Below are 12,728 nucleotides of genomic sequence, written 5' to 3' on the forward strand. Positions count from 1 at the left end.
GTTTGCTATGGGTTCCCTGGAAGTCCCTCGGTGCGCCGCGCGTTCCAAGCCGACGCCGTGCATCGGCCGCCCGAGACGACGACGGCCCCGGTCGAGCGCTCGCTCGACCGGGGCCGTCGTGGCGGAACCGCCTACTCCGCGTTGGTGATCGTGTAGGCGTAGCCCTGCTCGGCGAGGAAGCGCTGACGGTTCTGCGCGAAGTCCTGGTCGACGGTGTCGCGGGTCACGATCGTGTAGAACGAGGCCGTGGCGCCGTTGCTCTTCGGGCGCAGCAGGCGACCGAGGCGCTGCGCTTCCTCCTGCCGCGAGCCGAAGGACCCCGAGATCTGGATCGCGACCGAGGCGTCGGGCAAGTCGACCGAGAAGTTCGCGACCTTCGACACCACGAGGATCCGCTCCTCGCCCGAGCGGAAGGCGTTGAACAGCTCCTCGCGCTCGTCGACCGGGGTCTGACCGGTGATGAGCGGGGCGCCGAGCGCCTCCGACATCGCCTCGAGCTGGTCGATGTACTGGCCGATCACCAGGATGCTCTCGTCGGGATGCTTCGCGATGATCTCTCGGGCCACCCGCTGCTTGACCGTGGCGCTCGCCGCGATCCGGTAGCGATCCTGATCCTCGGCGACCGCGTACTCGAGCCGCTCCGATTCGGGCAGCTCGACGCGGATCTCGAAGCAGGCGGCCGGAGCGATGAAGCCCTGCGCCTCGATGTCCTTCCAGGCTGCGTCGTAGCGCTTCGGGCCGATGAGGCTGAACACGTCGCCCTCGCGGCCGTCCTCGCGCACGAGCGTCGCGGTGAGGCCGATGCGGCGGCGCGCCTGCAGTTCGGCGGTCAGCTTGAACACGGGCGCGGGCAGCAGGTGCACCTCGTCGTAGACGATGAGGCCCCAGTCGTGCGCGTCGAGCAGCGACAGGTGCGCGTACTCGCCCTTCCGGCGGCTCGTGAGGATCTGGTAGGTCGCGATCGTGACCGGCCGGACCTCTTTCACCTGGCCGGAGTACTCGCCGATCTCGTCCTCGGTGAGGGAGGTGCGGCGCAGCAGCTCGGAGCGCCACTGGCGGGCCGACACCGCGTTCGTCACGAGGATCAGGGTCTTCGCGCCGACCGCGGCCATGGCCCCGGCGCCGACGATGGTCTTGCCCGCGCCGCAGGGAAGCACGACGACGCCCGAGCCGCCCGCGTGGAACTTCTCGACCGCCGCGCGCTGGTAGTCGCGCATCTGCCAGCCGTCCTCCGCCAGCTCGATCTCGTGCGGATCGCCGGGCGTGTAGCCGGCGAGGTCCTCGGCGGGCCAGCCGCGGGCCACGAGCTGCTGCTTGAGCTCGCCGCGGGCCCAGGCCTCGACGGGGAACGTCAGCTCGTCGATGCGGTTGCCGAGCAGCGGAGCGATCTTCTTCGCGCTCGAGACCTCCCGCAGGATCATCGGCTCGTCGGAGCGCAGCACGAGCTCGCCCGCTCGGTCGCCGTCGGCGATGCGCTCGATGGTGAGCCGCCCGTAGCGCTGCATGGTGTCGGAGATCTCGCCGGCGACCCCGCTCGGCACGGGGAACTTCGCGTACCGGTTGAGGGTGTCGAGGATCTCGGCGTCGGTGTGGCCGGCCGCGCGCGCGTTCCAGAGCCCGAGCCGGGTGATGCGATAGGTGTGGATGTGCTCGGGGGCGCGCTCCAGCTCCGCGAAGACGGCGAGCGCGTGGCGCGCCTCCTCCGCGTCGGGGTGCGCGACCTCGAGCAGGACGGTCTGGTCGCTCTGCACGATGAGGGGGCCGAGGGTCATAACCATCCAGTTTACGCGCCTCGGGCGAACGTCGGGAGGCGTTCGCTCAGGGCCGGATCAGTCGAGGATCTCGACGCCCGTGATCGCGGAGACGGGCAGGGTGCGCTCCACCCCGGCCGTCTGATCGCTCGCGCGCAGCCTCCCGCCCGAGAGCGAGGCCGGGAGCAGCCGGAACGTGCGGACCTCGGATCCCGCAGCAGCGGTGATCTCGATCGCGCGCTTCTCGCGGATCGCCAGCTCGATGCGTCGGGTCCACTCGCCGGATCCCGGCTGCTCGGCGCCGGCGAGGACGCGGTCGACCAGTTCGGCGACGGCGGGGTGCGCTCCGCGGGCGGCCGAACCGGTGGCGGGCGCGGGCTCGCCGCCCGGCTCCGATCCGGCGGCGGCCGGTGCCGGCGCCATGGCGACGGGCTCCGAGGGTGCGGCGGGCGCCGCATCGGGATCCGATCCCGCGATCGCCGCGTAGCGCGCGTCGACTAGCGCAGCGAGCACGTGCTCCGGACGCAGCCGGGAGAGCAGCACATACGCGATCGCGCCGGGATCCCGCTGCAACTGCAGGTGCAGGAGCGCCCGATCGACGAGCATCGCGTCGCCGACCGCGGGGTCCGCGACCCGGACCCGGGTGCGGCTGGTCCCGGCGAAGACGATCACGCTGCCGTGCTTGGACTCCACATCCGAGAGGAGGAAGTCGAGGGGCTGCGGGATCCCGGTGAGCGAGAGCCGTTCCAGCAGCGCCCGCGCATCGGCGATTCCGACCCCGTTCTCGAGCGCGCGCGCGAGCGACGACGGGGTGATCCGCAGGCTCGAGGCGACGCCGAGCTGCTCGATGTCGGCCACTCCGAACAGGGCCGCCTCGTCGTCGGGCGAGAGCGGGCCGGGAACGACGACGCTCAGGTCGGGCTGCACGTAGACGCCCGGAGCGATCGGGGGCAGCGCGGCGCGGATGCTCGCGAGCGGCTCCTCGGGGTCCGATGCGAGGTCGAGATCGCGATCGAGGAGGGAGGACGCGATCGGCGTCAGGGCCCCGTCGACGGTGAAGCCCAGATCCTCCGCGGCGTCCGCGAGTGCGCGCGCGTCGGCGAGGCGGGATTCGGACAGCAGCGGGAACTCGACCGGCAGGATCTCGCTCACGGCAGCCCCGAGCGCGCCCTCGGAGATCCGCAGGGCGGTGGCCAGCGGGCCCGAGATGCGCTCGGCGAGCGCCTCGGCGAGCGCGAGCCAGCGCTCCGCGTGCGGGAGCCCGAGCCACGCGATCCCCGCGGGGGAGACCGCGAAGCGATCGCCGTGCGCCGCCGAGACCACGCCGTGGATCAGGCCCGCGGATCGCAGCATCTCGACCACGCGCTCTGCCTGCTCGTGACCGGTGCGCAGCGCTTCGGCGAGGGTCTTCACCCCGGTCTGCGAGGTGCCGCCGCGGCGGTTCCGCTTGACCGGCTCGAGGGCGAGGGTGCGCAGCGCCGCCGCGGCGCGCTGGGTGGTGGTCTGCGCCGCGCCGAACCAGGCCGCGGAGGACGGATCGTGCGGCTCGATCCGCGACGGGACCGGGACGGATCGCTCCAGACGCTCCCGCGCGTCGGCGGAGTCGATCAGGAGCCGCAGCTGATCGGCGACCTCGTCGAGCGGGACCGGTTCGGGGCGGGACCGGACGTCGTCTCCGGGCTGCGGGGCGAGCCCCGCGAGCCCCAGGGCGAGCACGGAGGATCCCGCGTCCTCCCGCTCCGGATCGGGGTCCGCGGGCGACTCCGTCGTGAGCGCGAGCAGTGCGCGGATCCCCGATCGGTCGAGGGTCTCGAGTGCGCGCGCGACGGAATCCGGCCGGAGCAGCTCCAAGGCCAGGCTCAGCGGATCGCGGACCGCAGCGGGGTTCGCGATCCAGCGGCGCTCGAGCAGCGCGGTCAGATCGGCGCGCTCCATTCCCGCGATCGACGCGGCGAGGGGGAGCGACCCGCTCATGCTGCGGCTACTTCCCGTCGCCCCGGCGCTGCGCCGCGCTGCGGCGACGCATGCTGACGATCAACAGGACCATGAGGAGCACGAAGCCGACGGGCAGCCCGACGTAGGCGACCCAGGCGACGAACACGAAGAAGCCGTGGGCCAAGGCGAAGCGGTCGACCAGACCGATGATGAGGGTCGTGAGGTAGGACACCACCGCGAGCGCGATGAGCGACAACGAGGAGTATGCGAGAACGCGCTCGAGGCGAGTAGGCTGAGTGGCATCTGCGGACATCCTCACCAGAATACCCCGGACCGGGGCGCGACGCCCGCCCCTTCCCGAGCGGGGCGCGGACGCTCCCGGCGAGGGACGGCGCCACGGCCTAGACTGGAGGGCACGATACGGCGCCGCGACCGGCGCGATCGGAACACGTGCCGGCGGCCGAGAGCCGCCGAGAGAAGAGGGACGACACATGCCGAGCGGCAAGGTCAGGTTCTACGACGAGGAGAAGGGCTTCGGCTTCATCCAGGGCGACGACGGGCAGCAGGTCTACCTGCACGCGTCGGTGATCCCGGACGGCGCCGACATCGCCGCGGGGACCCGGCTCGAATACGGGATCGCCGACGGGCGCCGCGGCCCGGCCGCGCTGTCCGTCCGCGTGATCGACACTCCGCGTCTCGCCCGTCGGGGCAACCGCAAATCGGCCGACGAGATGTCGGTGATCATCGAGGATCTCGTCAAGCTGCTCGACGCGGTCGGAGGGCGCCTCAAGCAGGGGCAGTACCCCGAGCGGGCCCAGTCGCGCCAGATCGCCACCATGCTCAGGAAGGTATCGGAGGACTTCGATGTCTGATCTGGAACCGACGACCGAGGAATCGGCCGAGATCGTCGAGGCCGAAGCGCGCTCCGAGAGCGTCGAAGCGTCGGCCGAGGAATCGGAGGCCCCGGTCGAAGCGCCGGCGGCGGCGCCGGACGCCGAGCCCGCCGTCGAGGCCGAGTCGTCGACCGCGGTGCCGGAGGCGCCCATCCAGCCCGATCCAGTGCTGCTCGCCGCGCGAGTCCGCGCGCGCGAGGCGCTCGCGGAGATCACCGACCCGAAGACGATCGGGGCGGACGAGGGGCACGAGGTCCACGGCGAGCACGTGCTCTCCCTGTTCTTCGAGTGCCGCCTGGCGGGCTACCCGGGGTGGCACTGGACCGCGACGCTGGCCCGAGTCGACGAGACCTCCGAGATCAACGTGCTCGAGGTCGAGCTCCTCCCCGGGGCGGGAGCGGTGGTCGCCCCCGAGTGGGTGCCCTGGTCCGACCGTCTCGCGCAGTACCGCGAGACCCAGGCGAAGCAGGCCGCCGACGAGGCGGCAGCGGCCGAGGACGCGGCGGAGGAGCTGGCCGAGGAGGACGAGCTGGATCCCGAGCAGGATCCGATGGAGAACGACTTCAGCGACTTCGACGACGAGATCGACGGCGTCGACCTCGAAGCCGACGAGGACGATGACGAGGACTCCGAGGACGAGGACGACGACGGCTTCGACGATGACGACCTGGACGACGAGGACGACGAGTTCGACCACCTCGACGACGATTCGGATCACGACATCGAGACGCTGACTGGCACCGCGGACGGCTCCGACGACGAGGAGTGACCGCGGTGAACGACGGAGGCCGCCGGAAAGCTCAGCTTTCCGGCGGCCTCCGCCGTTTCCCGTTCCGAGCGATGCGCCCGCCGGTTCAGACCAGACGCTCGAGCACGTAGTCGATGCTCGCGGTGAGCGCGCGCACGTCGTCGGGCTCGATCGCGGTGAAGGTCGCGACGCGCAGTTGGTTGCGGCCCAGCTTGCGGTACGGCTCGGTGTCGACGACGCCGTTCGCGCGGAGCGCGGCCGAGATCGCGGACGCGTCAACCGAGTCCTCGAAATCGATGGTGACGACCACGTTCGAGCGGTGCGCGGGGTCTGCGACGAAGGGGGTCGCGACCGAGGTGCGCTCGGCCCAGTCGTAGAGGACGGCGGCGGACTCGGCCGTGCGGGCCGCGGCCCAGTCGAGCCCGCCGTTGGCGTTGATCCAGCGCACCTGCTCGTCCATCAGCGCCAGCGTCGAGAGCGCGGGGGTGTTGAGGGTCTGATCCTTGCGCGAGTTCTCGATCGCGCCCGCCAGGTTCAGCGTCTCGGGGATGTAGCGGCCCGACGCGGTGACGCGCTCGATCCGTTCGATCGCCGCGGGGGAGACGAGGGCGAACCAGATGCCCCCATCGGAGGCGAAGTTCTTCTGCGGCGAGAAGTAGTAGACGTCGGTCTCGTTCGCGTCGAAGTCGAGGCCGCCCGCGCCGCTCGTGGCGTCCACGACGGTCAGCGCCCCGGCGTCGCCGTGCACGCGCTTCACCTCGGCCATCACGCCGGTGGAGGTCTCGTTGTGGGGGAATGCGTAGACGTCGACGCCCTCGACGGCCTCGGCCTGCGCGCGCGAACCGGCGTCCGCGGTGCGCACGTCGGGGTCCTGCAGGAACGGTGCGGCCTGGGCCGCCTTGGCGAACTTCGCGCCGAACTCGCCGAAGGCGAGGTGCTGGCTGCGCTGCTCGATGAGCGAGTGGACGGCCGAATCCCAGAAGGTGGTCGCCCCGCCGTTCGCCAGCAGGATCTCGTACCCCTCGGGTGCGCGGAACAGCTCCGCGAGACCGGCGCGCACGCTGCCGACCAGGTTCTTCACGGGCGCCTGACGGTGCGAGGTGCCGAGCACCCCGGGCTGCAGGGTGGCGAGGAAATCGAGCTGTTCGGTGCGGACCTTCGAGGGGCCGCAACCGAAGCGACCATCGGCGGGCAGGAGCGAAGCGGGGATCGTGATGTCGGCCATGACGCGATTCTATCCGCGCACGGACACGACCCGAGGCGTCGGAGACGCCGCATTGCACCGTGCTCATGTCATAGGCTGGAGGTCGCGAGCGACGAGGAGGAATGCCGATGGCCGATCTCATTGACACGACCGAGATGTATCTGCGCACGATCCTCGAACTGGAGGAGGAGGGCATCGTCCCCCTGCGCGCACGGATCTCGGAACGGCTCGGCCACTCCGGTCCGACGGTGTCCCAGACGGTCGGCCGCATGGAGCGCGACGGCCTGGTCGTCGTCTCGGGCGACCGGCATCTCGAACTGACGGCCGACGGCCGAACCAAGGCCGTGCACGTGATGCGCAAGCACCGGCTCGCCGAGCGGTTGCTGGCCGACGTGATCGGGCTCGAGTGGGAGTACGTGCACGAAGAGGCCTGCCGCTGGGAGCACGTCATGAGCGAGCAGGTCGAGCGCAAACTGCTCGACATCCTGCATCACCCCACCGAGTCGCCCTACGGCAACCCCATCCCGGGCCTCGACGAGCTCGGCTCCATGCCGACCGCTCCCTTCCAGTCGGGTGTCGTGTCGTCGGTGGACCTGCCGATCATCGACGGGGACCCCGGGGTGCAGACCCGTGTGCGCAGACTGGCGGAACCGGTGCAGACGGATCCCGAGCTGCTGCGCACTCTCGGCCGAGGCGGCATCCGGCCGGGTACTCCGGTCCGGGTCAGCCGGGTCTCCGGCTTCCTGCGGTTCGAGGTCACCGCGGAGGGCGAGTCGATCGACCCGATCGAGCTTTCGCCCGAGATCGCCGCGCACATCTACGTGTCGCGCACCTTCTGAACCCGCGGGTCGAACCCGCTGCGGGCCGTTCGGCCCGCCCCTATTACACGAAGACGTGACCCCGCGAGGAGCCCCATGCCCGTTTCCCCCGAGGCCCACCTGCGCCGCATCGTCGAGACCGTCGAGGCGCGCAACCCCCACGAGCCCGAGTTCCTGCAGGCGGTGCACGAGGTGCTCGAATCCCTCGTGCCGGTGCTCGCCGATCACCCCGAGTTCATCGAGGGCGGGGTGCTCGACCGGATGGTGGAGCCGGAGCGGCAGATCGTCTTCCGGGTTCCGTGGCTCGACGATCGCAACCGGGTGCGGGTGAACCGGGGATTCCGCGTGCAGTTCAACTCGGCGCTCGGCCCCTATAAAGGAGGGCTGCGGTTCCACCCCAGCGTGAACCTCTCGGTCGTCAAGTTCCTCGGGTTCGAGCAGATCTTCAAGAACGCGCTCACCCGGCAGCGCATCGGCGGTGGCAAGGGCGGGTCCGATTTCGATCCGCGGGGGAAGAGCGACGCCGAGGTGATGCGCTTCTGCCAGAGCTTCATGACGGAGCTCGTGCGCCACATCGGCGAGCACACCGACGTCCCCGCCGGCGACATCGGCGTCGGCGGGCGCGAGATCGGATACCTCTTCGGCCAGTACCGTCGGCTCACCGGGCGCCACGAGTCGGGCGTGCTCACGGGCAAGGGCATCGGATGGGGCGGTGCCGAGGTGCGCACGGAGGCGACCGGATACGGTGCGGTCTTCTTCGCCCAGGAGATGCTGCACCGCGCTGGCCAGGGCATCGGGGGTCGCCGGGCGGCGGTATCGGGCTCGGGCAACGTCGCCATCTACGCGATCGAGAAGATCGGGCAGCTCGGCGGCAGCGCCATCACCGCATCGGACTCATCGGGCTACGTCGTCGACGAGGCGGGCATCGACGTCGCGCTGCTCAAGCAGATCAAAGAGGTCGAGCGCGAGCGCATCTCTGCCTACGCCGAGCGGCGGCCGGGTGCGCGATTCGTCGCCGGTGGATCGGTGTGGGACGTCCCGGTCGAACTCGCGTTCCCCTGCGCGACGCAGAACGAGCTCGACGAGAGCGCGGCGCGCACCCTCGTGTCGAACGGGGTGCGCGCGGTGGCCGAAGGCGCGAACATGCCGACCACTCCCGGAGCGGTCGCGCTGTTCCAGCAGGCCGACGTGCTCTTCGCTCCGGGCAAGGCTGCGAACGCCGGCGGCGTCGCGACGTCCGCGCTCGAGATGAGTCAGAACGCGGCACGGGAACGGTGGGGCTTCGAGACCAGCGAGGAGCGGCTGCACGCCATCATGCGCGATGTGCACGACGCGTCCTACGACGCCTCGGCCCGGTACGGTCGGCCCGGCGACTACGTGCTCGGCGCCAATACGGCGGCGTTCGCGACCGTGGCTCGCGCGATGCTCGATCAGGGCGTGGTCTGAGGGATCGCGGACTCCCCGGTCAATCACTGGTCAGGAGTGGTTTCCGCGGTCCGCCAGAGGGGGTTTTGGGGCTCCAAGTATCTCGATATCGAGATACTGCCGGGTGTTCGCTCCCTCGAATCCCCGCGAAATCACGCCATTCTTTCGGCGAGTTCAGTCGGATCGCAGCTCAGCGTGACAATTCCGTGATCTTGGGTTAGGCTGGTCGAGATTTTGGTCCAGACGGGCCGTACCTCGCAAGAGAACGATTACGTAAGGCAGACACCACTCGTGACTCAGCACCCCGGCTCAGCTCAGACCCCCGGCACCGACGTGGCGATCGCAGCACCCGCTGCGCGCTCCGCTCACCCGGCACGCAGGCGCCTCGTGCGCATGCTCGGCGCAGGCGTCGTCAGCGCGGGAATGGTCAGCGTGTTCGCTCTGCCGGCGTACGCGACCGACATCCAGACCGAGGGCTACCGCGCCCCCGCCGCGATCCAGGTGAACCAGGTGCTGACCACCGCGGACGCCGAGGGCGCTCTGCAGACCGAGGCGCCGAGCACCGAGCTCGCCCCGGCCCCGAAGCCCGTCGTGCCCGTCAAGAAGGTCGACGACGCGACGACCGCGACGACCGAGTCGGGCAACACCCAGACCGAGGCCCCGAAGCTTCCCGACATCCCCGCGGGCAAGGGCGCTGCCGGCCTCGTCGCCGCGGCTCGTGCCCAGATCGGCGTCAATCAGGACTGCACCGACCTCGTCCAGAACGCTCTCGCCGCGATCGGCATGTTCGAGCGCCGCGATCAGGGCGGCTACGACCTCGGCCCCATGGACTTCGGGCGTTTCGGCACCCAGGTCTCGCCCGACGCGGTCAAGTTCGGCGACATCATGATGCGTGGCGGCCACGTCGCCATCTACACCGGCGACGGCGTCAACCACCGCGCGGTGCACGGCGGCTTCGGCGGCAATCAGACGGTCGAGACCGACGTGGACTCGAACCCGGGCAACTACGCGGTCATCATCCGCATCCCGTAAGCGGATCCAGAACCTTCGATGTGAGGGGCGCGGCCGGAAGGCTGCGCCCCTCACGCGTATCCCGCGTCGCGTCGCAGGCGTGCAACCGGATAGCATGGAAGCTCCGCCTCAGTAGCTCAGTGGATAGAGCACTTCTCTCCTAAAGAAGGTGTCGGAGGTTCGATTCCTCTCTGGGGCACTCGGTCGCTGCGCTCCCTCGCGCTCAGGCGCCCTCGCGCTCCGCGATGAGCCGCACGCGCTCCGCGAGGAACGCCTCCAGCGTCGGTGCGGTCGCGAGATCGGCTCCCGCGCGCCAGCGGACGCGCACCTCCTCGGGCTGCGCCTCACCGGAACCGCCGTCGATGGGGAGAACCCCGACGGGAGCCTCGGAGCCGAGCGCGCGCAGCCCGTCCCCGTCGAGGGGGAGAGGAACGGCGTCGAAGTTCACGGAGGATCCCGCGGCGTAGCCGCCGCGCAGTGCGGCCGCGGCGATCTCGCGGCGCTCCTCGTGCGACACCGACTGGTATCCGGGACGGCCGCGCTCTGCGGCGCGGGTCGCGGTTCCTCCCGTGAACCACTCGTTCCGATCGGCCGAGATCAGCAGCGAACCCACTCGCCAGACCTCGCCGAGGGGACGCATGGTCGGTGCGAACCGGATCAGCATGCGCCGTCGGGCCGGCACGAGTTCGGCGAGAGCCTCGGTCGGGACCGAGGCGGCGCGGAGCGCTGTGGAGGCGCGGGCGAGGGCCTGCTCGACGACGGTCCGGATCGGGTCGGAATCGTGTGCTGCAGTCACGCGAGCAGTGTATCCGTGCGAGTACGGACAGCGGGCTCTCCGGCGATAGGCTGTTCCGATGCCCTCCGTCACCGATGACACCGTCGCCGGCGCGCCGCTGCGCCGCACCGCCCCCGCCGCCGCGAGCGAGAACCGCCGATCCACCCTGCAGGCCGCGGGCCTGATCATCACGGGTGCGCTCGGCGTGCAATTCTCGGCGGTACTGGCGTACGGGCTGTTCGACGAGGTGGGCGTGCTCGGCACGAGCGGCGCGCGGCTGCTCATCGCCGCGGTGCTGCTCGTGCTGATCTTCCGCCCGAAGCTGCGTGGCCGGAGCCGACGCGAGTGGGGCGGGATCGCGCTCTACGGCGTCGCGATGGCCGCGATGAACCTGTTCCTCTACCTGGCGATCGCTCGGATCCCGCTCGGCATCGCGACCACGATCGACTTCCTGGGTCCCTGCCTCGTCGCGCTCATCGGCTCCCGCCGTCTGCGGGACGGGCTGCTGGCGCTCCTCGCGTTCATCGGCGTCGCGCTCATCGCGGGGCTCGGCGGGCCGCTCGATCCGATCGGCGTGCTGTGGGCGGCCGCGGCGGGAACCTGCTTCGGCCTCTACACGCTGCTCGCATCGCACGTCGGCAAGGAGGGCGGCGGTTTGCCCGGCATGGCGCTGTCGGTCTGCATCGGCGCGATCGTCACGCTGCCGTTCTCGCTGCCGGCGCTGCCGCACATCGCTCCGGGCTCGCTCGGCGTGCTCCTGCTGTCGGCCGTGCTCGGTACCGCGCTCGCGTTCACGGTCGACACCCTGGCGGGCAAGGTCACCTCGGCGCGGATCATCGGGGTGCTCTTCGCGTGCGATCCGCTCGTCGGAACGCTGCTCGGTGCGCTCCTGCTCGGTCAGGCGCTGACCCTGCCCGCGCTGGCCGGCATCGCGCTGGTCGTCCTCGCCGGGGCCGGGATCGTCTGGTTCTCGGGCGATCGGGAGTCCACGCCGAAGGCGGCTCCCGCGCCCGGGCCGGTCGTGGAGCGTCCCGGAATCGAGTGAGCCGTCTCCACTGCGCGTCCTCGTCCAGCGCCTAGGCTGGGTCCGTGACTGAACAGGGTGCCGCCTCGCTCGAGATCGAGCGCAAGTACGAGATGATCGGCGCATCGGCGCTGCCGGGAGCCGACGCCTGGGCCGCGGCGGGGCTGCGCGCCGGTGAGCCGCGACGGGTCGAGCTGCACGCCAGCTATTTCGACACGGACGACCGCGCGCTCGCGACCGCTCGTCTCGCGATGCGCCGCCGGGCGGGCGGGGGCGACGAGGGCTGGCACCTGAAGGAGCGCACTCCTGGGGGTGTGCACGAGCTGCACTGGCCGCTGAGCGACGAGCTCCCCGAAGGCCTGCGCGCCGAACTGCGCTCCCGAATCGGTGAGGCTGCGGATCGGGTGGCGCCCGTGGCGACCCTCGAGACGGTGCGAGTGACGGTCCGCCTGGCGGAGTCGGGCGCGGACGCGGTCGAGCTCGCCGACGACACGGTGCTCGCGACCGATCACCGTGCGGGGGTGAGCCGCCTCTGGCGCGAGTGGGAGGCGGAGGTCGCGGGCAGCGCCGACCCCTCGGTGCTCGACCGCGTGGAGCCGCTGCTGATGGCGGCCGGGGCGGTACCCTCCCCGAGCGAGGCGAAGATCGCCCGCGCGACGGGGCGCCTGATCGATCTCGCGATCGCGCACGACGGTCCGGCTCGGCTGCTCGAAGCGCTGGCGGTGATGGATGCGGCCGACCGGCTGGCCGCGTCGCTGCGGCGCGACGGCGCTGAGGCCCTGGGCGATCCCCGGGTCGCCGAGCTCCGTGCCCGGGCTCAGCAGCTGCTGGGGATCCCGGCCGCCGCTCACGATTGACCCGTAGGCTGGACGCATGAGCGAAGTGAGCCCCGAAGCGCGGCGCAAGCAGATCATCGTCGGCATCGTGATGGGCGCGATCATGGGCATCGTGATCAGCGCGCTCACCCAGTTCTGGCTGTGGCTGCCCGCGGGCCTGGCGCTCGGTCTCGCGACCGGCGCGATCATGAAGCCGCCGGCCGACAAGAGCTGAGCGGGGAGCCGCTGCGCGGACGCGGTGGGAGCAGAGGGGTCAACGAGAATGTCAATGCGACTGACTCGTGCGGTTCACGATGCTCATTTCTACT

The 12,728-nt window shown here is 71.0% G+C and carries 13 protein-coding genes and 1 tRNA gene; 9 read left to right on the forward strand and 5 right to left on the reverse strand.

Annotated features, from left to right (window positions below; translation table 11 throughout):
* Nucleotides 1–131: 131 nt before the first annotated feature.
* Genes BMH31_RS00275 through BMH31_RS00285 form a run of 3 tightly spaced genes read right to left on the reverse strand, consistent with a single transcriptional unit; the run spans nt 132 to nt 3,999 of the window.
* A complete protein-coding gene (locus tag BMH31_RS00275) occupies nt 132–1,772 on the reverse strand; it encodes a DNA repair helicase XPB (protein ID WP_099723916.1) in 1,641 nt (546 codons plus the stop codon).
* 57 nt (nt 1,773–1,829) lie between these two features.
* Nucleotides 1,830–3,725: a helicase-associated domain-containing protein gene (locus BMH31_RS00280; RefSeq protein ID WP_099723917.1), complete on the reverse strand. Its 1,896-nt coding sequence runs from the start codon at nt 3,723–3,725 to the stop codon at nt 1,830–1,832.
* Nucleotides 3,726–3,732: 7 nt separating this feature from the next.
* Nucleotides 3,733–3,999, reverse strand: a complete 267-nt coding sequence (locus tag BMH31_RS00285; protein ID WP_052961582.1) for a hypothetical protein — start codon at nt 3,997–3,999, stop codon at nt 3,733–3,735.
* A 178-nt stretch (nt 4,000–4,177) separates the two neighbouring features.
* Here BMH31_RS00285 and BMH31_RS00290 point away from each other — a divergent pair, with 178 nt between their 5' ends.
* Nucleotides 4,178–4,558, forward strand: coding sequence for a cold shock domain-containing protein (locus BMH31_RS00290; RefSeq protein ID WP_099723918.1), 381 nt, complete (start codon nt 4,178–4,180; stop codon nt 4,556–4,558).
* Nucleotides 4,551–5,348 (forward strand): DUF3027 domain-containing protein, encoded by a 798-nt coding sequence (locus BMH31_RS00295; RefSeq protein ID WP_099723919.1) that lies wholly within the window; start codon nt 4,551–4,553, stop codon nt 5,346–5,348. The genes BMH31_RS00290 and BMH31_RS00295 overlap by 8 nt, the downstream gene beginning before the upstream one ends.
* Before the next feature lie 85 nt (nt 5,349–5,433).
* Here BMH31_RS00295 and serC read toward each other — a convergent pair whose 3' ends face one another.
* Complete coding sequence (serC, locus tag BMH31_RS00300; protein ID WP_099723920.1) at nt 5,434–6,552, reverse strand: phosphoserine transaminase; 1,119 nt, start codon at nt 6,550–6,552, stop codon at nt 5,434–5,436.
* A 107-nt stretch (nt 6,553–6,659) separates the two neighbouring features.
* Here serC and BMH31_RS00305 point away from each other — a divergent pair, with 107 nt between their 5' ends.
* The 4 genes from BMH31_RS00305 to BMH31_RS00320 all read left to right on the forward strand — a co-directional run bounded on the left by BMH31_RS00305 (nt 6,660) and on the right by BMH31_RS00320 (nt 9,984).
* Nucleotides 6,660–7,370 carry a metal-dependent transcriptional regulator gene (locus BMH31_RS00305; RefSeq protein ID WP_099723921.1) on the forward strand — a complete coding sequence of 237 codons (711 nt, stop codon included), beginning with the start codon at nt 6,660–6,662 and terminating at the stop codon, nt 7,368–7,370.
* 75 nt (nt 7,371–7,445) lie between these two features.
* Nucleotides 7,446–8,795, forward strand: coding sequence for an NADP-specific glutamate dehydrogenase (gene gdhA, locus BMH31_RS00310; protein ID WP_099723922.1), 1,350 nt, complete (start codon nt 7,446–7,448; stop codon nt 8,793–8,795).
* Between the two features lie 270 nt (nt 8,796–9,065).
* Nucleotides 9,066–9,806, forward strand: a complete 741-nt coding sequence (locus BMH31_RS00315) for a hypothetical protein (protein WP_099723923.1) — start codon at nt 9,066–9,068, stop codon at nt 9,804–9,806.
* A gap of 105 nt (nt 9,807–9,911) precedes the next feature.
* A tRNA-Arg gene (locus tag BMH31_RS00320) sits at nt 9,912–9,984 on the forward strand.
* A gap of 24 nt (nt 9,985–10,008) precedes the next feature.
* On the opposite strand, the gene BMH31_RS00325 is transcribed toward BMH31_RS00320, so the two are convergent.
* Nucleotides 10,009–10,581: a hypothetical protein gene (locus BMH31_RS00325; RefSeq protein WP_099723924.1), complete on the reverse strand. Its 573-nt coding sequence runs from the start codon at nt 10,579–10,581 to the stop codon at nt 10,009–10,011.
* A 58-nt stretch (nt 10,582–10,639) separates the two neighbouring features.
* Between BMH31_RS00325 and BMH31_RS00330 the strand changes: the two genes are divergently transcribed.
* Genes BMH31_RS00330 through BMH31_RS15285 form a run of 3 tightly spaced genes read left to right on the forward strand, consistent with a single transcriptional unit; the run spans nt 10,640 to nt 12,634 of the window.
* Nucleotides 10,640–11,605, forward strand: coding sequence for an EamA family transporter (locus BMH31_RS00330; protein ID WP_099723925.1), 966 nt, complete (start codon nt 10,640–10,642; stop codon nt 11,603–11,605).
* 44 nt (nt 11,606–11,649) lie between these two features.
* Nucleotides 11,650–12,441, forward strand: coding sequence for a CYTH domain-containing protein (locus BMH31_RS00335; RefSeq protein WP_099723926.1), 792 nt, complete (start codon nt 11,650–11,652; stop codon nt 12,439–12,441).
* Nucleotides 12,442–12,457: 16 nt separating this feature from the next.
* A complete protein-coding gene (locus BMH31_RS15285) occupies nt 12,458–12,634 on the forward strand; it encodes an HPP family protein (protein ID WP_143469770.1) in 177 nt (58 codons plus the stop codon).
* Nucleotides 12,635–12,728 lie beyond the last annotated feature (94 nt).

Origin of the sequence: Leucobacter sp. OLIS6 (assembly GCF_002752355.1) — a bacterium.
Classification (GTDB): Bacteria; Actinomycetota; Actinomycetes; order Actinomycetales; family Microbacteriaceae; genus Leucobacter.

What these genes read in the sequence shown, in the direction of transcription:
- BMH31_RS00275 (WP_099723916.1), bottom strand. Translation starts at nt 1,772, where the DNA reads ATGACCCTCGGCCCCCTCATCGTGCAGAGCGACCAGACCGTCCTGCTC.
- BMH31_RS00280 (WP_099723917.1), bottom strand. Translation starts at nt 3,725, where the DNA reads ATGAGCGGGTCGCTCCCCCTCGCCGCGTCGATCGCGGGAATGGAGCGC.
- BMH31_RS00285 (WP_052961582.1), bottom strand. Translation starts at nt 3,999, where the DNA reads ATGTCCGCAGATGCCACTCAGCCTACTCGCCTCGAGCGCGTTCTCGCA.
- BMH31_RS00290 (WP_099723918.1), top strand. Translation starts at nt 4,178, where the DNA reads ATGCCGAGCGGCAAGGTCAGGTTCTACGACGAGGAGAAGGGCTTCGGC.
- BMH31_RS00295 (WP_099723919.1), top strand. Translation starts at nt 4,551, where the DNA reads ATGTCTGATCTGGAACCGACGACCGAGGAATCGGCCGAGATCGTCGAG.
- serC (WP_099723920.1), bottom strand. Translation starts at nt 6,552, where the DNA reads ATGGCCGACATCACGATCCCCGCTTCGCTCCTGCCCGCCGATGGTCGC.
- BMH31_RS00305 (WP_099723921.1), top strand. Translation starts at nt 6,660, where the DNA reads ATGGCCGATCTCATTGACACGACCGAGATGTATCTGCGCACGATCCTC.
- gdhA (WP_099723922.1), top strand. Translation starts at nt 7,446, where the DNA reads ATGCCCGTTTCCCCCGAGGCCCACCTGCGCCGCATCGTCGAGACCGTC.
- BMH31_RS00330 (WP_099723925.1), top strand. Translation starts at nt 10,640, where the DNA reads ATGCCCTCCGTCACCGATGACACCGTCGCCGGCGCGCCGCTGCGCCGC.
- BMH31_RS15285 (WP_143469770.1), top strand. Translation starts at nt 12,458, where the DNA reads ATGAGCGAAGTGAGCCCCGAAGCGCGGCGCAAGCAGATCATCGTCGGC.